We start from the raw sequence: 18,751 nt of genomic DNA, 5'->3' as shown, positions 1-18,751 counted from the left end.
GACGAACCTCTGGTGTTCCGGTTGTCACGCCAGTGGCATTGCCGGGTAGCTATGTTCGGAAGAGATAACCGCTGAAAGCATCTAAGCGGGAAACTTGCCTCAAGATGAGATCTCACTGGGATCTAGAATCCCCTGAAGGGCCGTCGAAGACTACGACGTTGATAGGTTGGGTGTGTAAGCGCTGTGAGGCGTTGAGCTAACCAATACTAATTGCCCGTGAGGCTTGACCATATAACACCCAAGCAATTTGTGCAGGCCTCTGAACAAGAAGCGCCAAATTGTGGTGGTGAAGACGAAAGAACCGAAAGTTCGAACGTACCCACAAATATCACATATCCGGATTCGCTGGGCTGTCCATCTGGACATTCTGGCTACAGAATTTCTTGACGACCATAGAGCATTGGAACCACCTGATCCCATCCCGAACTCAGTAGTGAAACGATGCATCGCCGATGGTAGTGTGGGGTTTCCCCATGTGAGAGTAGGTCATCGTCAAGATTCATTTCGCAAAACCCCTATCTGCGCATGCAGGTAGGGGTTTTGTCTTTAAGTAGAAGCTATCGCTTCTCCTGGTAGGCTAAGCAGCCAGCCGGTGGTTGTAAAAGGTGGTTGACAGCGTTTTTGAATGCTGTATTATTCACCTCCCGCGACGAGAGATCGAAGCGAGTTAAGTGTTTGAAGTTGAACGAGATTCTCGCAAAAAACTTCAAAATAAACGCTTGACAGGCTCTGAGGAAAGCGTAGAATGCGCGCCTCGGTTGAGACGAAAAGCTCTTAACCAAACGCTCTTTAACAAATTGAATCAAGCAATTCGTGTGGGTGCTTGTGAGTATGGACTGATAGTCAAAAAGATTATCAGCATCACAAGTGACCATGCGAGAAATCACATAGTCATTTGAGATTGCTGAGCCAAGTTTAGGGTTTCTTAAAAACCCAAGCAGTATTGAACTGAAGAGTTTGATCATGGCTCAGATTGAACGCTGGCGGCAGGCCTAACACATGCAAGTCGAGCGGATGAGAAGAGCTTGCTCTTCGATTCAGCGGCGGACGGGTGAGTAATGCCTAGGAATCTGCCTGGTAGTGGGGGACAACGTTTCGAAAGGAACGCTAATACCGCATACGTCCTACGGGAGAAAGCAGGGGACCTTCGGGCCTTGCGCTATCAGATGAGCCTAGGTCGGATTAGCTAGTTGGTGAGGTAATGGCTCACCAAGGCGACGATCCGTAACTGGTCTGAGAGGATGATCAGTCACACTGGAACTGAGACACGGTCCAGACTCCTACGGGAGGCAGCAGTGGGGAATATTGGACAATGGGCGAAAGCCTGATCCAGCCATGCCGCGTGTGTGAAGAAGGTCTTCGGATTGTAAAGCACTTTAAGTTGGGAGGAAGGGCATTAACCTAATACGTTAGTGTTTTGACGTTACCGACAGAATAAGCACCGGCTAACTCTGTGCCAGCAGCCGCGGTAATACAGAGGGTGCAAGCGTTAATCGGAATTACTGGGCGTAAAGCGCGCGTAGGTGGTTTGTTAAGTTGAATGTGAAAGCCCCGGGCTCAACCTGGGAACTGCATCCAAAACTGGCAAGCTAGAGTACGGTAGAGGGTGGTGGAATTTCCTGTGTAGCGGTGAAATGCGTAGATATAGGAAGGAACACCAGTGGCGAAGGCGACCACCTGGACTGATACTGACACTGAGGTGCGAAAGCGTGGGGAGCAAACAGGATTAGATACCCTGGTAGTCCACGCCGTAAACGATGTCAACTAGCCGTTGGAATCCTTGAGATTTTAGTGGCGCAGCTAACGCATTAAGTTGACCGCCTGGGGAGTACGGCCGCAAGGTTAAAACTCAAATGAATTGACGGGGGCCCGCACAAGCGGTGGAGCATGTGGTTTAATTCGAAGCAACGCGAAGAACCTTACCAGGCCTTGACATGCAGAGAACTTTCCAGAGATGGATTGGTGCCTTCGGGAACTCTGACACAGGTGCTGCATGGCTGTCGTCAGCTCGTGTCGTGAGATGTTGGGTTAAGTCCCGTAACGAGCGCAACCCTTGTCCTTAGTTACCAGCACGTAATGGTGGGCACTCTAAGGAGACTGCCGGTGACAAACCGGAGGAAGGTGGGGATGACGTCAAGTCATCATGGCCCTTACGGCCTGGGCTACACACGTGCTACAATGGTCGGTACAGAGGGTTGCCAAGCCGCGAGGTGGAGCTAATCTCACAAAACCGATCGTAGTCCGGATCGCAGTCTGCAACTCGACTGCGTGAAGTCGGAATCGCTAGTAATCGCGAATCAGAATGTCGCGGTGAATACGTTCCCGGGCCTTGTACACACCGCCCGTCACACCATGGGAGTGGGTTGCACCAGAAGTAGCTAGTCTAACCTTCGGGAGGACGGTTACCACGGTGTGATTCATGACTGGGGTGAAGTCGTAACAAGGTAGCCGTAGGGGAACCTGCGGCTGGATCACCTCCTTAATCGACGACATCAGCCTGCTGATGAGCACCCACACGAATTGCTTGATTCTTTGTAAAAGACGATGCTGTAACGCGACCCTGTTATAGGTCTGTAGCTCAGTTGGTTAGAGCGCACCCCTGATAAGGGTGAGGTCGGCAGTTCAAATCTGCCCAGACCTACCATTACTTGGTATTAGCCGTAGAATACGGGGCCATAGCTCAGCTGGGAGAGCGCCTGCCTTGCACGCAGGAGGTCAGCGGTTCGATCCCGCTTGGCTCCACCACTTTCGCCGTACACAGTAACTTGTCAGAACTTAGAAATGAACATTCGTTGATGAATGTTGATTTCTGACTTTTGTCAGATCGTTCTTTAAAAATTCGGATATGTGATAGAAATAGACTGACATGCACTTTCACTGGTGTGTGATCAGGCTAAGGTAAAATTTGTGAGTTCTGCTCGAAAGAGCAACGTACGAATTTTCGGCGAATGTCGTCTTCACAGTATAACCAGATTGCTTGGGGTTATATGGTCAAGTGAAGAAGCGCATACGGTGGATGCCTTGGCAGTCAGAGGCGATGAAAGACGTGGTAGCCTGCGATAAGCTTTGGGGAGTCGGCAAACAGACTGTGATCCAGAGATCTCTGAATGGGGGAACCCAGCCAGCATAAGCTGGTTATCTTGTACTGAATACATAGGTGCAAGAGGCGAACCAGGGGAACTGAAACATCTAAGTACCCTGAGGAAAAGAAATCAACCGAGATTCCCTTAGTAGTGGCGAGCGAACGGGGACCAGCCCTTAAGTTGGTTTGAGATTAGTGGAAGGCTCTGGAAAGTGCCGCCATAGTGGGTGATAGCCCCGTACACGAAAATCTCTTGTCAATGAAATCGAGTAGGACGGAGCACGAGAAACTTTGTCTGAATATGGGGGGACCATCCTCCAAGGCTAAATACTACTGACTGACCGATAGTGAACTAGTACCGTGAGGGAAAGGCGAAAAGAACCCCGGAGAGGGGAGTGAAATAGATCCTGAAACCGTATGCGTACAAGCAGTGGGAGCCTACTTTGTTAGGTGACTGCGTACCTTTTGTATAATGGGTCAGCGACTTATATTCAGTGGCGAGCTTAACCGAATAGGGGAGGCGTAGCGAAAGCGAGTGTTAATAGCGCGTTTAGTCGCTGGGTATAGACCCGAAACCGGGCGATCTATCCATGGGCAGGTTGAAGGTTGGGTAACACTAACTGGAGGACCGAACCGACTACCGTTGAAAAGTTAGCGGATGACCTGTGGATCGGAGTGAAAGGCTAATCAAGCTCGGAGATAGCTGGTTCTCCTCGAAAGCTATTTAGGTAGCGCCTCATGTATCACTGTAGGGGGTAGAGCACTGTTTCGGCTAGGGGGTCATCCCGACTTACCAAACCGATGCAAACTCCGAATACCTACAAGTGCCGAGCATGGGAGACACACGGCGGGTGCTAACGTCCGTCGTGAAAAGGGAAACAACCCAGACCGTCAGCTAAGGTCCCAAAGTCATGGTTAAGTGGGAAACGATGTGGGAAGGCTTAGACAGCTAGGAGGTTGGCTTAGAAGCAGCCACCCTTTAAAGAAAGCGTAATAGCTCACTAGTCGAGTCGGCCTGCGCGGAAGATGTAACGGGGCTCAAACCATGCACCGAAGCTACGGGTATCATCTTATGATGATGCGGTAGAGGAGCGTTCTGTAAGCCTGTGAAGGTGAGTTGAGAAGCTTGCTGGAGGTATCAGAAGTGCGAATGCTGACATGAGTAACGACAATGGGAGTGAAAAACTCCCACGCCGAAAGACCAAGGTTTCCTGCGCAACGTTAATCGACGCAGGGTTAGTCGGTCCCTAAGGCGAGGCTGAAAAGCGTAGTCGATGGAAAACAGGTTAATATTCCTGTACTTCCAGTTATTGCGATGGAGGGACGGAGAAGGTTAGGCCAGCCTGGCGTTGGTTGTCCAGGTTTAAGGTGGTAGGCTGGAATCTTAGGCAAATCCGGGATTCTAAGGCCGAGAGCTGATGACGAGTTGCCATTAGGCGACGAAGTGGTTGATACCATGCTTCCAAGAAAAGCTCCTAAGCTTCAGATAACTGGGAACCGTACCCCAAACCGACACAGGTGGTTAGGTAGAGAATACCAAGGCGCTTGAGAGAACTCGGGTGAAGGAACTAGGCAAAATGGCACCGTAACTTCGGGAGAAGGTGCGCCGGCGAAGGTGAAGGACTTGCTCCGTAAGCTTATGCCGGTCGAAGATACCAGGCCGCTGCGACTGTTTATTAAAAACACAGCACTCTGCAAACACGAAAGTGGACGTATAGGGTGTGACGCCTGCCCGGTGCCGGAAGGTTAATTGATGGGGTTAGCGCAAGCGAAGCTCTTGATCGAAGCCCCGGTAAACGGCGGCCGTAACTATAACGGTCCTAAGGTAGCGAAATTCCTTGTCGGGTAAGTTCCGACCTGCACGAATGGCGTAACGATGGCGGCGCTGTCTCCACCCGAGACTCAGTGAAATTGAAATCGCTGTGAAGATGCAGTGTATCCGCGGCTAGACGGAAAGACCCCGTGAACCTTTACTATAGCTTTGCACTGGACTTTGAATTTGCTTGTGTAGGATAGGTGGGAGGCTTTGAAGTGGGGACGCCAGTTCTCATGGAGCCATCCTTGAAATACCACCCTGGCAACTTTGAGGTTCTAACTCAGGTCCGTTATCCGGATCGAGGACAGTGTATGGTGGGTAGTTTGACTGGGGCGGTCTCCTCCCAAAGAGTAACGGAGGAGTACGAAGGTGCGCTCAGACCGGTCGGAAATCGGTCGTAGAGTATAAAGGCAAAAGCGCGCTTGACTGCGAGACACACACGTCGAGCAGGTACGAAAGTAGGTCTTAGTGATCCGGTGGTTCTGTATGGAAGGGCCATCGCTCAACGGATAAAAGGTACTCCGGGGATAACAGGCTGATACCGCCCAAGAGTTCATATCGACGGCGGTGTTTGGCACCTCGATGTCGGCTCATCACATCCTGGGGCTGAAGCCGGTCCCAAGGGTATGGCTGTTCGCCATTTAAAGTGGTACGCGAGCTGGGTTTAGAACGTCGTGAGACAGTTCGGTCCCTATCTGCCGTGGACGTTTGAGATTTGAGAGGGGCTGCTCCTAGTACGAGAGGACCGGAGTGGACGAACCTCTGGTGTTCCGGTTGTCACGCCAGTGGCATTGCCGGGTAGCTATGTTCGGAAGAGATAACCGCTGAAAGCATCTAAGCGGGAAACTTGCCTCAAGATGAGATCTCACTGGGATCTAGAATCCCCTGAAGGGCCGTCGAAGACTACGACGTTGATAGGTTGGGTGTGTAAGCGCTGTGAGGCGTTGAGCTAACCAATACTAATTGCCCGTGAGGCTTGACCATATAACACCCAAGCAATTTGCGCAGGCCTCTGAACAAGAAGCGCCAAATTGTGGTGGTGAAGACGAAAGAACCGAAAGTTCGAACGTACCCACAAATATCACATATCCGGATTCGCTGGGCTGTCCATCTGGACATTCTGGCTACAGAATTTCTTGACGACCATAGAGCATTGGAACCACCTGATCCCATCCCGAACTCAGTAGTGAAACGATGCATCGCCGATGGTAGTGTGGGGTTTCCCCATGTGAGAGTAGGTCATCGTCAAGATTCATTTCGCAAAACCCCTATCTGCGCACGCAGGTAGGGGTTTTGTCTTTAAGTAGGAACTACAGAGATTCGCAGGTACGTCCGAGTGACGGGCCAGCACACAGAATTTCTTGACGACCATAGAGCATTGGAACCACCTGATCCCATCCCGAACTCAGCAGTGAAACGATGCATCGCCGATGGTAGTGTGGGGTTTCCCCATGTGAGAGTAGGTCATCGTCAAGATTCAAACCCAAAGCCCCTGTCTGCAATGCAGACAGGGGCTTTGTCTTTTCCGGCTGTCTATATCGGTCAGAACTGATAGCTGACCGTGGCGCTGACATTGCGCTCTTCACCCATGTAGCAGTAGTTCAGGCTGGCACATGAGGTGATGTAGCTTTCATTGGTGAGGTTGTTGGCGTTAAGGCGCACATCCACACCCTTGAGCCCAACCTTGCCCAGGTCATAGCCGAGCGAAGCGTCGAACAAGGTGTAGGAAGGCACCTTCATGCTGTTTTCCGCATCCACCCAGCTGTAGCCCACATACCGCACTCCACCGCCCAGCCGCAGGCCATCCAGAGGCCCTTGGTGGAAGTTGTAGTCAGCCCACAGCGAGAACATCTGTTTCGGTGCCTGGGTTGGCGAATTGCCCTTGTTATCGAGGCTGCCCGACGTCAGGCTCGGCATCGACCTGGCATATTCGATATCGGTAAAGGTGTAGCCGCCCAGCAGTTTGAGGCTGTCGGTCAGTTGCACATGGGCCTCCAGCTCCAGCCCTTGCGAGCGGACTTCACCTACCGGGCGATAGAAGTTTTCGTCAGGTTGCTTCGAGGCCAGGTTTTCCTGTTCGATGCGGAACACCGATGCGGTGAACAGGTTGTCGCTGCCTGGAGGTTGATACTTGATGCCTGCCTCCCATTGAGTGCCCTCGGTCGGTGCCAGCGGGCGACCTTCCTGGTCGGACACGGTATTGGGGTTGAACGACTCCGAGTAGCTGACGTAGGGCGCAATGCCGTTCTCAAACAAATAGAGCACCCCGGCCCGGGTAGTAAACCTGGAGCGCTGATCGCTGACCTTGGAGTTGCTGTCGCGATTCTCCTCGGACACCTTCACCCAGTCCTGGCGCAGACCCAGCGAGAAGCGCCACTGGTCCAGCTCCACGAGGTCCTGCAGATACACACCTGTTTGCTGCAAGCGCCGCTGATAGCGGTTTTCGCCCAGGACCTGAAGGTTGCCATTGCCGTACTGCGGATTGCCGGCGTCCAGCGGGTCGACCGTGCCATAACGCCATGCGACGTCGGCCTTGCGCCGCTGGTAGTCGGCGCCCAGCAGCAGGGTGTGTTTGGCTGCACCGGTGAAGAATTCTGCCTGCAGCATATTGTCGATGATGTACGAATGCAGGCGCTCGTCGCCCCCGGTATAGGCGCGGTTGAGTATGTTGCTGTCGGCATCCGCCCAGCCGGCCGAGTACACCTGGTCCATGGACACGTCGGAGTCCTGGTAGCGGAAGTTCTGCCGTGCGGTGAGCACATCGTTGAAGCGGTGCTCGAACTGGTAGCTGAAAGATTGCTGGGTGCGCTCGTAGTTGTCGATGCCCGGCTCGCCCTCGAAGAAGTGGTCTGACAAGCGCAAGCCGTTGCGCTTGTGCAGCATGCCGTCTGCAGGGTTGCCGCCGTGGTACCCGCCGTTAGGGTCGTGCTGCAGGTAAGCCTGCAATGTGAGCGAGGTGTCTTCGGTAAAGTCGACGCTGATGGCCGGGGCGATGGTGTAGCGTTCTTCCTTGGTGTGGTCGAACTGGGTGTCGGATGCATCAGCCAGGCCTGTCAGGCGATAAGCGATGCGCTTGTCGTCATCCACAGGGCCACTGAAGTCGAAACCCATGCCACGCTGGCCTTGGGTGCCGACCGTGGCCTGGATCTGACGGTAGGGGGTAAATAGCGGCTTCTTGGTGGTCAGTGCTACCAGGCCCCCCGGCGAGCTTCGCCCATACAGCACCGAAGAGGGCCCCTTGAGAATGTCGATCCGCTCAAGGAAGTACGGGTCGACCTGCATGGTGCTGTACGTGCCGTTGTCGCCCATCGACTTGAGCCCATCAACGTAGATGTTATCCACAGAGCCGTCGTTGAAGCCGCGCATGGCCACATAGTCGTAGCGATGGGTGGCACCGTAAGGGTTGGTGAGTACCCCAGGCGTGTAGCGCATTGCCTGGGCAACGGTCTGCGATCCCTGATCGTCCATCTGCTGGCGAGTCACCACCGAAACGGATTGGGATGTTTCCACCAATGGTGTGCTGGTCTTGGTCGCCACCTGGCTGTGCGTGGCGTTGTAACCTTCCATGCTGCCCAGCGCGTTGCCGAGGGTGAAGCTACGGATATCGGTGTCTGGCAATGACAGGGCGGCGCCTTGGGGCTGTGCCTGCAGCACATAGCTACGCCCGTCCTGGCTGACGGCTTCAAGGCCGCTGCCATTGAGCAGTTGGCGCAGCGCCTGATCGGTAGCGTACTGCCCTTGCAGGCCATGAGATTGCAACCCATCAGTGAGCTGAGGCGTACTCGAAAGGGTAATGCCGGCCTGGCGAGCGAACTGATTGAGTACGTCGGCCAGCTGGCCTGCAGGGATTGCGTAGTGATGACTCACTTGGGCTGTTTCAGCCGCTGCGCAAAGTTGCGGAACAGCTGCCATGCCCAAGGCAGTGCCAAACAGTGCGGCCCGGATGGCATGGCGCAAGCGTGCTGACTGCAGGACAGGTCGATAATCATTCGAGTTGAAAGTGTGGGTTAACACCGGGTTGGTAGACATGGAGGGTCCGTTGAAGAGTTGAGGGCAGAAGGTGTCGCTTACTGTCCTAGCCGGACCGGGATTGAAAACCCGCCAGAAATCGGTAAGCCCTTATCAGGCCATGCGCTCTACACGTACCCACCAGCGTGTCCGTTGGCGAAGTCTCACAGGCAGCGTCTGCGGTAGCAGTTGGAGCAGTTGCTCCGGGTCTTCGAGGCGGAACACTCCCGACAGGCGCAAATCGGCGATCTCGTCGCTGCAGCCCAGATAACCATGGCGATAGCGGCTGACCTGTGCGAGGAAGTCGGCCAGTCGCATGTCCTGGGTAACGATCAACCCTTCAGTCCAGGCCATCGCGTCCATGTCCAGGTGCGCGAGCCGCTGAGCACCTTGAGCATCCAGGCGCCAGCTCTGGCCGCTTTCGATCCACATCAGTTGGCCATTGCCAGGCCGGTGGATCGCCACTTTGCCGTGGCTGACACTGACACGCGTGCAGTCGTTGTCCTGATAGGCCACAAAGCGTCCTTCGAACGCTTCCAACAGCGCGTCGCGGATTTGTACCTGGACTGGATGCCGACCGTTGCAGGTAATCATCAGCTCTCCCTGCTTCAGGTGGACCAGGCGCTGCTGGCCATCGAAGGCCAGGTCTACGGCACTGCGGGTATTGAGTTGCATCAGTGAGCCATCGGGCAGGGTAAAGGCACGTCGCTCACCGGTGCTGGTTGCGTAGTCCGCGGACCATGCACTGATAGCATCGAGGTCCTTGGCCAGCCATGTCGCCGACCCCACCATGACAACGCCGCCCAGCAGCTTCAGCGCCTGCCGGCGGTGCAGGCGCTGCTGGCTGGTCTCCAGAGTCTGCAACGCCAACCCCGCCCCGGGGATCGAGCGCAGGTCAAGGTCCTGATGCAGGTGCACTACGCGTTGCCAGGCCTGTTCATGTTCGTGGTGGGCATTGCGCCATTGCGCGCACTGTTGCTGCAGAGTTGGCTCATGCCCGCCCTCACGCAGCCGCAGCACCCACTGGATGGCCTGCTTCACCGCTTTTGCATCAGGGCGTGCGCCAGTCATTGATTCAGCACTCGTCTTCGTAGCGCAGCACATAGCAATGGTAGAGCGCATCAGCGATGTAACGCTCTACGGTACGCACCGAGATGCCCATCTGCTCGGCAATGGCCTGGTGCTTCAGCCCCTCGCATTGGGCCAGCAGGAATGCGCGACGTACCTTGGGCTTGAGGCCATCGAGCATGCGCGCAATACGCTCAAGCAACTCCAGCAGCAGCTCGCGGGTTTCAGCCGAAGGGGCCTGTGCTTCCGGCACATGGGCCAATGCCTCCAGGTAAGCCCGGTGCAGCTCCTCGCGGCGCCAGTGATCGATGACCAATCCACGCGCTACCGTGCGAAGGAAGGCACGGGGGGTGTTGAGTTGCAGGTGTTCGCGGCGTTGCAGCAAGCGGACGAAGGTGTCATGGGCCAGGTCTGCGGCATCGGCGGCATTGCCCAGCTTGCTGCGCAGCCAGGCGTGCAACCAACCGTGGTGGTCACTGTAGAGCGTTTGCACGGAGTCATTGCTGGGCATAAGGGGAGGGCGCTGGCATCAATGGACATGAATGATAATTAGTCTCATTGTTGGCGTGACAAGATCAATTTGCAACCCATCTGCTCGCGCTGCACATAAAGCCGATTACCGGCTAACGCCCCCGTTGCGTATCCAGGTAATTGCGGATCACCCGTGCCCCGCTATTGAGGTGCTGTTCCAGCACCGCTATCGCTTCATCCACCAGCTTGTCGCTGGCCGCATCTACCAGTGCGTTGTGATCGTCCTGCGTCAGCTTGCCCAGGCCCATGGATGAAAGATGAAAACGCAGGAAGCGCTCTTCCTCGTTCAGTTCGTTCTCGATCAGTCGCAGCAACTTCCTGTTCGACGCCTTGCTGTACAGCGTCATGTGGAACAGGCGGTTCAGACGGCCGATTTCGGCATGGCGGGTTTCGTTCTCCAGTTGCTGGATGTAGCCACGGGCGCTGGCGATGTCGCTGGCATCAAGCAGCGGGATGGACTGGCGCAGCGCTTCGCTCTCAAGCAGTACGCGCAGGGCATAGGTGTCTACCGCATCCTCGCCGATCAACGGTGCAACCACCGCACCCTTGTGCATTTCCACTTTCAGCAGCGATTGCGCTTCAAGCTGGCGCAATGCCTCGCGCACGGGCATGCGGCTGACGCCAAACAAGGTGGCGAGCTCTTGCTGCCGCACGGCGGTACCAGGGGGGAGGCGGCCATCGAGGATGGCGCTACGCAGGCGTTCTTCGATCACGGCACGGGCCTGGTGCGGCGACAGCTGCTCGCTGGCCAGCACATTGCTCAATTTGATTTTATCGGCCACGCGACGACTGCCTCAACGATGACTAAAGTTGGATCCAATGACACTAGTAATAGCTTATGGGGGTTGTCAAACCAAGGCCCTTAGTGGAACGGGCGCCCAAAAGCGCGGCTATGGTGGATGAAGTCGCCTGCCAAAGGAAGCGACCTATAGAAGGATATAAATAGAAAGTGTAGGCCGGCTGACAGGCGGATGCATGATTGCAGGGTGCCATTGTTTTTTACGGTGGCAAGCCGCACCATCGCTGCTTTCGACTGGCCTGAACAGGGCTTCGCAGTGGCGATATCCTGGATGTTCAAAACCGTTGTGCGACGTGTCGGCTTTGCCGCGCTGCTGGGCAGTCTACTGCTGGGCGGCTTGCACGCGGATTGGGATTTCTCCCAGATCAGCCGCAAGTCGCAGGCGCTGTATGGCCCTCTAGGTGCCGGGCAGGGCCGTATTGATGCCTGGCAGAACCTTATGGCCACACAAAAGCAGGGTACCGAGCTTGAGCAACTGCAAGTGGTCAACCGCTTCTTCAACCAGCAATTGCGCTACGTCGAAGACATCGACCTTTGGCATGAGGTCGACTACTGGGCCACACCGGTGCAGGCACTGATCAAAGGAGCCGGGGACTGCGAGGACTACGCCATCGCCAAGTATTTCAGCCTGAGGCGCATGGGCATCCCCAGCGAAAAACTGCGCATTACCTACGTCAAGGCGTTGCGACAGAACCGGGCACATATGGTCCTGACGTATTATTCAAACCCACAGGCCCAGCCTTTGGTGCTCGACAGCCTGATGGACGCCATCAAGCCGGCAAGCCAGCGTACCGACCTGCTGCCGGTGTACGCCTTCAATGGCGAGGGCTTGTGGCTGACGGGCGCGGCAGGCAACAAGAAAGTCGGCGATACCAAGCGGCTGTCTCGCTGGCAGGATTTGCTGAAGAAAATGCAGGCCGAAGGGTTCCCGGCCGAGCCGGTTTACTGAAGGAGCACAGATGTCACTGTTCAAACAATTACTGTTGGCCATTTGCCTGTTCCTGGTAGTCGCCTTCAGTGGCAGCTTCATGGTCAGCCTGGAAAGCTCGCGTAGCCAGTACGTCAACCAGTTGCGCTCGCACGCCCAGGATGCGGCGACCGCGCTGGCGCTGTCGCTGACGCCGAATATCGACGACCCGGCAATGGTCGAGCTGATGGTCAGCTCGATCTTCGACAGTGGTTACTATGCAAGCATCAAGGTCGTCGACCTGGGCTCCAATGCTGTGCTGGTAGAGCGCCACGCCGAGCCGGACCCCGGCGGTGTGCCGCGCTGGTTCGTGCACCTGATCGGCCTGGAGGCCGCTGGCGGAGATGCCATCGTCAGCCGCGGCTGGCAGCAGGCCGCGCGGGTAGAAGTGATCAGCCACCCCATGTTTGCCATTGCCAAACTCTGGCAAAGCGCCTTGGGCAGCCTTGGCTGGTTGCTGCTGTGCGGTGCGGCCAGTGCCGTGCTCGGTGCCTTGCTGTTGCGTCGCCAGTTGCGCCCGCTGGACTATATGGTTGAGCAATCCCACGCCATTGCGCGCCGCGAATTCCTGAGCCTGCCCGAGCTGCCGCGCACGCCGGAGCTACGCCGCGTGGTGCAGGCGATGAACCAGATGGTCGAGAAGCTCAAGGCGCTGTTCACCGAGCAGGCCGAGCGTAGCGAACGGCTGCGTGCGGAGTCTTACCAGGACAGCCTGACCGGGCTTTCGAACCGCCGCTATTTCGAGATGCAGCTGAACACTCGGGTAAGCAACCTGGAAGACGCGCGCGCCGGCTACCTGCTATTGCTGCGTGTCCAAGGGCTGGCAGGGCTGAACGCACGCCTTGGCGGCCAGCGTACCGACCAGTTGCTGCAGGCCGTGGGTGAGCAGTTGCGCCGAACCTGCGCCAGCTTCCCGGAAACCAAAGACCTGATTTCCCGCAGCCGCGGTGGCGAGTTTGCCGTGCTGGCGCCGGGCATGGTGCATGAAGAAGCGGTACACCTTGCCCAGGCCCTGGAAGCGACACTGCAAAGCCTGCACGAGACCGGTGCCAGTGATATCGACCCGGTGGCCTGTATCGGCCTCGCGCCGTTCAGCCCCGGTGATGCACCGCAGGCGTTGCTCAAGCTCGCAGACGAGGCCCTGGCCCGCGCCGAGAACCAGCCGACCCCAGGCTGGGTGTGCCTTGAACAAGGTGTGGCTGCCGTTGCGGCGGACAGCCAGCATGCTTGGCACGAGCGGCTTGATCAGGCATTCATCAATGGGCGTTTTGAACTGTTCTTCCAACCCGTGGTGGATTGCGGCACGGCCCAACGGGTACTGCACCACAAGGTGATTTCACGCCTGCAGGATGGCCAGGGCGAGGCATTGCCGGCGGGGCGCTTCCTGCCCTGGCTTGAACGCTTTGGCTGGATGCCACGGTTGGACGTGCTGGTGCTGGAGAAAGTGCTGGCGCACCTGCGTGGGCATGACCAGGTACTGGCGGTGAACCTGTCCGCTGCCACCCTGGCCGACCCAAAGGCCTTGCAGCGAGTCTTCGAATTGCTGGGCCAGAACGTGGCCATGGGGCCGCGTCTGGTATTTGAAATTGGTGAAGAGCAGTTGCCCGAGCAGGCAGCCCTGGAGCAACTTACCCGGCGCCTGCACGGGCTTGGCTTCGGCCTGGCGCTGCAACGCTTTGGCGGGCGCTTCAGCATGATCGGCAACCTGGCGCACCTGGGCCTGGCTTACCTGAAGATCGACGGTAGCTATATCCGCAATATCGACCATGAGCAGCACAAGCGGCTGTTCATCGAAGCGATCCAGCGTGCTGCGCACAGCATCGATTTGCCGCTGATTGCCGAGCGGGTCGAAACCGAAGGGGAGCGGCTGGTGCTGCAGGAAATGAGGGTAGGCGGTATTCAGGGGCAGCTGGTTGGTGAACCGGCGCCCTGGCGCTGAGTTCTGGTACTGGCAGTTCCGGCCCTATCGCCGGCAAGCCAGCTCCCACAGGTACTGCACCAACTTCAAAGCCTGTGCAGTACCTGTGGGAGCTGGCTTGCCGGCGATAGGGCCAGAGGAGCCACTACAAAGCAGTAGCAATGCTCATCACCGCTCGCGTAGCGCCTCCGACCGCGCCTTCATGATCGGCTTGAGCAGGTAGCTCATGATGGTCTTCTTGCCGGTCATGATATCCACCGTCGCCACCATCCCCGGAATGATCAGCAACGGCTTCTCGTCAGTGCCCAGGTGACTGCGGTCGGTGCGCAGCTTGATCAGGTAGTAGGTGGTCTTCTTGTCTTCGTCGGTGATGGTGTCGGCGCCGATCTGCTCCAGCTTGGCCTTGAGCCCACCGTAGATGGTGTAGTCGTAGGCCGTGAACTTGACGGTCGCCTCCTGCCCCGGGTGCAGGAAGGCGATGTCCTTGGGCAGGATCTTCGCTTCGATCACCAGCGTGTCGTCCAGTGGTACCACTTCGATGATATCGCTGCCAGGCTGGATCACCCCGCCGATGGTGTTGACCAGCATCTGCTTGACGATACCGCGTACAGGCGAAGTGACCATGGTGCGGTGCACCCGATCGTCCAGTGCCTTGCTGGTGGCCGTGGCCTTGTTCAGCTCGGTGCGCGCCTCGTTCAGCTGGGTCAGCGCTTCACTGCGGAATTTGCCTCGGGTTTCCTCGATCTTGCTTTGCACCTCGCGGATGGCCGCCTCGGCGCGTGGGATGGCCAGTGCGGTAGAGTCCAGCTGGCCACGGTTTTCCACTTCGGCGCGGCGCAGGCGCAGCACTTCGACCTGGGAGATCGCACCGGTTGCCACCAGCGGTTCGGACATGCCGATTTCTTTGCGCAGCAACTCAAGGCTGCTGGCGTACTGGGCGCGTTTGGAGCTGTACTCACGTAGCTCCTGCTGGCGCTGAACCAGCTGCTGCTGCAGGCCGCCAATCTCGTCCTGCAGTTGCTGGCGCCGGCTCTGGTACAGCGATTCTTCACTGGCCGCCTGGCTTGGTGCGGCTTTGCGCAGTTCTTCGTCGATCTTCAGCGGGCGGTCCTCTACCTCGGCACTCAGGCGCTCGACCCGCAGCGCCATGGCCAGGCGGTCGGCCTCGGTTTCGCCCACGTTGGAGGCGAAGCGGGTTTCATCCAGGCGCAGCAGCGGCTGGCCCACTTCGACGATCTGCCCTTCCTTGGCGAAGATTTCGGCGACGATACCGCCCTCCAGGTTCTGGATCTTCTGCACCTTGGACGACGGAATGGCCTTGCCTTCACCCCTCGTGACCTCATCGATGGGGGCAACGCTGGCCCACACGATCAGGAACACGAAGAACAGGATCACGCCCCAGATGGTCAGCCGCACAACCCGCGGCGCATCTTCGATCAGGGCCTTGTTGACCTCAGGCAGCGGTTGACCGCCCAGAGAGTCGGAACCTTTGAAGTAGCGGCGCAGGCCATCCTTGAATTGCCCCATATCCAGCTTATGCAACACTGATCTGCCCCTTCTTCAGCGCATCCATGACCGCGGCTTTCGGGCCGTCGGCGACAATCTGCCCGCGATCGATCACGATCAGCCGGTCCACCAGCGACAGCAGCGAGGCACGGTGCGTGACCAACAGTACCGTCTTGCCTTCCACCACCGCTTGCAGGCGCTGTTTGAGTCGCTCTTCGCCGGTGTTGTCCATGGCACTGGTCGGTTCGTCCAGCAACAGGATCTGCGGGTTGAGCAGCAGCGCGCGGCCCAGGGCGACGTTCTGCCGCTGGCCGCCGGACAGGTTCTGCCCGCGCTCACCCACCTGCAGTTCGTAACCGTCCGGGTGCAAACGGGCGAACTCATGCACGCCCGCCAGCTCGGCGGCCTGCAGGATCAGTTCGTCCTCGATGTAGCGGGCACCGCTGACCAGGTTATCGCGCAGGGTGCCGGCCAGCAGCTGGATGTCTTGCGGTACATAGCCGATGTTGTGGCGCAGTTCGCTGACGTCGATCTGGCGAATGTCCACGCCATCGACCAGCAGTGAGCCGCCATCGGCTTCGTACAGGCCGACGATGAGCTTGGCCAGCGAGCTTTTGCCCGAGCCACTGCGCCCGATGATGCCGACCTTCTCGCCGGGGCGGATGGTCAGGTTGATGTTCTTCAGGGCCAGGTTCTGCTGGTTCGGGTAGGTGAAGTCGACCCCGCGGAACTCGACACTGCCCTGCAGTACCTTGCGGCTCAGCGGGCGCTCTTCGAAGTTGCGCTCTTGCGGCAATTCCATCATGTGGTCGGTGGCAACCATGGTCACCTTGGCCCCCTGGTAGCGGGCGAGCAGGCCGTTGAGCTGGCCTAGCGGGCCGAGGGCGCGGCCGCTGAGCATGTAGCACGCCACCAGGCCGCCCATGCTGAGGTTGCCGTCGATGATCAGGTACACACCGACGCAGATCATCGCCACGCCCGCCAGTTGCTGGATCAGCATGGTGATGTTCATCGCCAGGCTCGACAGCACCTTCACACGCAGTTCCAGGCGGCTGAGGGTGCCGAGAGTCTGCTCCCACATGTACTGGCGTTCGCTCTCGGCGTTGTTGACCTTTACCGCATCCAGGCCGGCCAGGGTTTCGATCAGGCTGGACTGGCGCTCGGAGGCCAGGGCCATGGTCCGCTCCATGGTCGCCATCAGCGGCCGCTGCAGCGCATAGCCGATACCAAGGGCCAGTGGGAAGGCAATGATCGGGATCCACACCAGGTGCCCGCCAATGATGGCGATGACGATCAGGATAAGGACGGTGAACGGCAGGTCGATCAGACTGGTCAGGGTCAGTGAAGCGAGGAAGTCGCGCAGGCCCTGGAACTCGTGAATGTTCTGGGCAAAGCTGCCGACCCTCGCCGGGCGGTACTTCATCGACATGCCGACGATGCGCTCGAACAGGGTCGCCGAGATGATCAGGTCGGTCTTCTTGCCGGCCAGGTCCAGGCACAGGCCGCGCAGGCCCTTGAGGATCAGGTCGAAGACATAGGCACCGGCGATACCGATGGCCAGCACCCAAAGTGTTGACGTTGCCTGGTTCGGCACCACGCGGTCATACACGTTCATCACGAACAGTGGTGCGGCCAGGGCGATCAGGTTGATCACCAGGCTGGCGGCGATGGCGTCGATATACAGCCACTTGCTGCGCAACAGGGTATCGCGGAACCACGACTTTGCCCGCGGGATCAGGTTGCCGTGGTTGACATCGAACTTGTGCTGCGGCTGGGCGAAGAACACCCGGCCGCTATAGTCGCTTTGCAGGGCTTCGCGGCTGACGTGCACCTCACCGCCGTCGCTCTCGCTGAGCAACAGGCGAGCAGTGTCTTCGTTCTCCCAGCCCAGCAGGACGGCACTGCGGCCTTCTTTTAGCAGCAGCATCGCCGGCATGGCGATGCTCGGGATCTGCTCCAGCTTGCGCTGCAACAAGCGCCCTTGCAGGCCGGCCCGGGCGGCGGCACGGGGCAACAGCTCGGGGCTCAGGCGCTGGGCGGGCAGCGGCAGGCCGGTGGTCAGCATGACCCGGCTGGCAGGTTTCTGGTGCAGGACACACAGGCTCAGCAGGCTATCCAGCAAAGGATCGTCATGCTGACTGCGTGGATCATGGCTGAGTTGGACTCGACTGACTTCAGATTCCACGCGGCGCTCTCTTCATCCTTGTGGTGGGTGGGGTGGGTGAGCTGCCGATAAGGTCTGGCGCGGCTCGCCCTGGCTTTCAATGGTGCTGCCAAGCGGTGTAGGTGAGGGCTACGACGCCCTCACGGCTGAGCAGACGGCCAATGGTCGCCTCGAATCGGTACTGAGTAAACAGTTGTACGTCGTTCATTGCTACCAGATTGCTCATGAGCAGCAGGTGTTTCATCTTTGACCCGGTCTGCGTACAGGCTGGAGCATTTTTCAGCAGCATAGACTGCCATACAGGCAGTGAGGGTGTGCCCGAAGATCGAACTTCGCCATCGTCAGTAAATGGGCGCTGACTTGTTGACGGTTTTGTAGGCGCTGATCGTTAAAATTCATCGCATGAAGTGTGTTTGCACGCTGGGTCGTGGTTCAGAAATCGTCAAGGGTTTGCCATCATCGCCGTGTCAGTATCTGCGCAATCGTTCTCTATCTGTGTGCTCTGCGATAAAGCGTTTTGTGGCGGGCTGGGCGCAGTACAAAGCTGGCGCTGGCTCAACCATTGATAGAGGCCCTATGTTGTCTCGTTTTGACATCCTTGGCCGTTCGGTTTCAGGCAAGGTTTGTGCTTGTATGGGTGCAGCTGCCCAGAGCCGCGAAGGCCATCTGAAATTTGACGCATGCAGGCTTGGCGGTTGCCAATGAGGGTTTGTCATGCGGCATGAAATGCCGGCGCCGAGGCGTGAAAAATGTTTATGAACTTACTGTTTAGCGAGCTTTCGATGATGCACGACATTTGTCCTCAATCTACGGTTGGCTAAGGTACAAATATCAATGTGACATTACATTGCCGATTGTTTAGGATGACCTGTATAAGGTCAATAGTTTGGCA

9 protein-coding genes, 2 tRNA genes and 6 rRNA genes (1 of these 17 only partly in view) are annotated in these 18,751 nt (G+C 57.5%); 10 read left to right on the top strand and 7 right to left on the bottom strand.

Annotated features, from left to right (window positions below; translation table 11 throughout):
• The 8 genes from P0Y58_01580 to rrf (P0Y58_01545) all read left to right on the top strand — a co-directional run.
• Positions 1–231 (top strand): 23S ribosomal RNA (locus P0Y58_01580); it begins 2,662 nt to the left of the window's first position.
• Between the two features lie 151 nt (positions 232–382).
• A 5S ribosomal RNA gene (rrf, locus tag P0Y58_01575) occupies positions 383–498 on the top strand.
• Between the two features lie 447 nt (positions 499–945).
• Positions 946–2,482 (top strand): 16S ribosomal RNA (locus tag P0Y58_01570).
• An 85-nt stretch (positions 2,483–2,567) separates the two neighbouring features.
• Positions 2,568–2,644 (top strand) — tRNA-Ile (locus tag P0Y58_01565).
• 25 nt (positions 2,645–2,669) lie between these two features.
• Positions 2,670–2,745: transfer RNA gene (locus tag P0Y58_01560), tRNA-Ala, on the top strand.
• Positions 2,746–2,989: 244 nt separating this feature from the next.
• A 23S ribosomal RNA gene (locus P0Y58_01555) occupies positions 2,990–5,882 on the top strand.
• 151 nt (positions 5,883–6,033) lie between these two features.
• A 5S ribosomal RNA gene (gene rrf / locus P0Y58_01550) occupies positions 6,034–6,149 on the top strand.
• Positions 6,150–6,258: 109 nt separating this feature from the next.
• Positions 6,259–6,374 (top strand): 5S ribosomal RNA (gene rrf, locus P0Y58_01545).
• The 16S, 23S and 5S rRNA genes sit together here with 2 tRNA genes alongside, the layout of an rRNA operon.
• A 66-nt stretch (positions 6,375–6,440) precedes the next feature.
• Here rrf (P0Y58_01545) and P0Y58_01540 read toward each other — a convergent pair.
• The 4 genes from P0Y58_01540 to P0Y58_01525 all read right to left on the bottom strand — a co-directional run bounded on the left by P0Y58_01540 (position 6,441) and on the right by P0Y58_01525 (position 11,287).
• Positions 6,441–8,855, bottom strand: a complete 2,415-nt coding sequence (locus P0Y58_01540) for a TonB-dependent siderophore receptor (protein ID WEK30900.1) — start codon at positions 8,853–8,855, stop codon at positions 6,441–6,443.
• A 165-nt stretch (positions 8,856–9,020) separates the two neighbouring features.
• Entirely contained in the window at positions 9,021–9,977 is a 957-nt protein-coding gene (locus P0Y58_01535) for a FecR domain-containing protein (GenBank protein ID WEK30899.1), read from the bottom strand.
• Positions 9,978–9,981: 4 nt separating this feature from the next.
• Complete coding sequence (locus tag P0Y58_01530) at positions 9,982–10,485, bottom strand: sigma-70 family RNA polymerase sigma factor (protein ID WEK30898.1); 504 nt, start codon at positions 10,483–10,485, stop codon at positions 9,982–9,984.
• Between the two features lie 112 nt (positions 10,486–10,597).
• On the bottom strand, positions 10,598–11,287 hold the full coding sequence (locus P0Y58_01525) for a GntR family transcriptional regulator (protein ID WEK30897.1): 690 nt from the start codon (positions 11,285–11,287) through the stop codon (positions 10,598–10,600).
• A gap of 204 nt (positions 11,288–11,491) precedes the next feature.
• Here P0Y58_01525 and P0Y58_01520 point away from each other — a divergent pair, with 204 nt between their 5' ends.
• Together P0Y58_01520 and P0Y58_01515 are read left to right on the top strand one after the other, a co-directional pair.
• On the top strand, positions 11,492–12,253 hold the full coding sequence (locus tag P0Y58_01520) for a transglutaminase-like cysteine peptidase (protein WEK30896.1): 762 nt from the start codon (positions 11,492–11,494) through the stop codon (positions 12,251–12,253).
• 10 nt (positions 12,254–12,263) lie between these two features.
• Positions 12,264–14,210, top strand: coding sequence for an EAL domain-containing protein (locus P0Y58_01515; GenBank protein WEK30895.1), 1,947 nt, complete (start codon positions 12,264–12,266; stop codon positions 14,208–14,210).
• Positions 14,211–14,357: 147 nt separating this feature from the next.
• On the opposite strand, the gene P0Y58_01510 is transcribed toward P0Y58_01515, so the two are convergent.
• The 3 genes from P0Y58_01510 to P0Y58_01500 all read right to left on the bottom strand — a co-directional run bounded on the left by P0Y58_01510 (position 14,358) and on the right by P0Y58_01500 (position 18,085).
• On the bottom strand, positions 14,358–15,716 hold the full coding sequence (locus tag P0Y58_01510; protein WEK33255.1) for an HlyD family type I secretion periplasmic adaptor subunit: 1,359 nt from the start codon (positions 15,714–15,716) through the stop codon (positions 14,358–14,360).
• 7 nt (positions 15,717–15,723) lie between these two features.
• Positions 15,724–17,880 (bottom strand): type I secretion system permease/ATPase, encoded by a 2,157-nt coding sequence (locus tag P0Y58_01505; GenBank protein ID WEK30894.1) that lies wholly within the window; start codon positions 17,878–17,880, stop codon positions 15,724–15,726.
• 76 nt (positions 17,881–17,956) lie between these two features.
• Complete coding sequence (locus P0Y58_01500; GenBank protein ID WEK30893.1) at positions 17,957–18,085, bottom strand: hypothetical protein; 129 nt, start codon at positions 18,083–18,085, stop codon at positions 17,957–17,959.
• Positions 18,086–18,751: the final 666 nt, after the last annotated feature.

Origin of the sequence: Candidatus Pseudomonas phytovorans (assembly GCA_029202525.1) — a bacterium.
In the GTDB taxonomy this organism is placed as follows: Bacteria; Pseudomonadota; Gammaproteobacteria; order Pseudomonadales; family Pseudomonadaceae; genus Aquipseudomonas; species Aquipseudomonas phytovorans.
The sequence above is the reverse complement of the archived record's forward strand: the minus strand, read 5'-3'. Positions and strand labels throughout refer to the sequence as shown.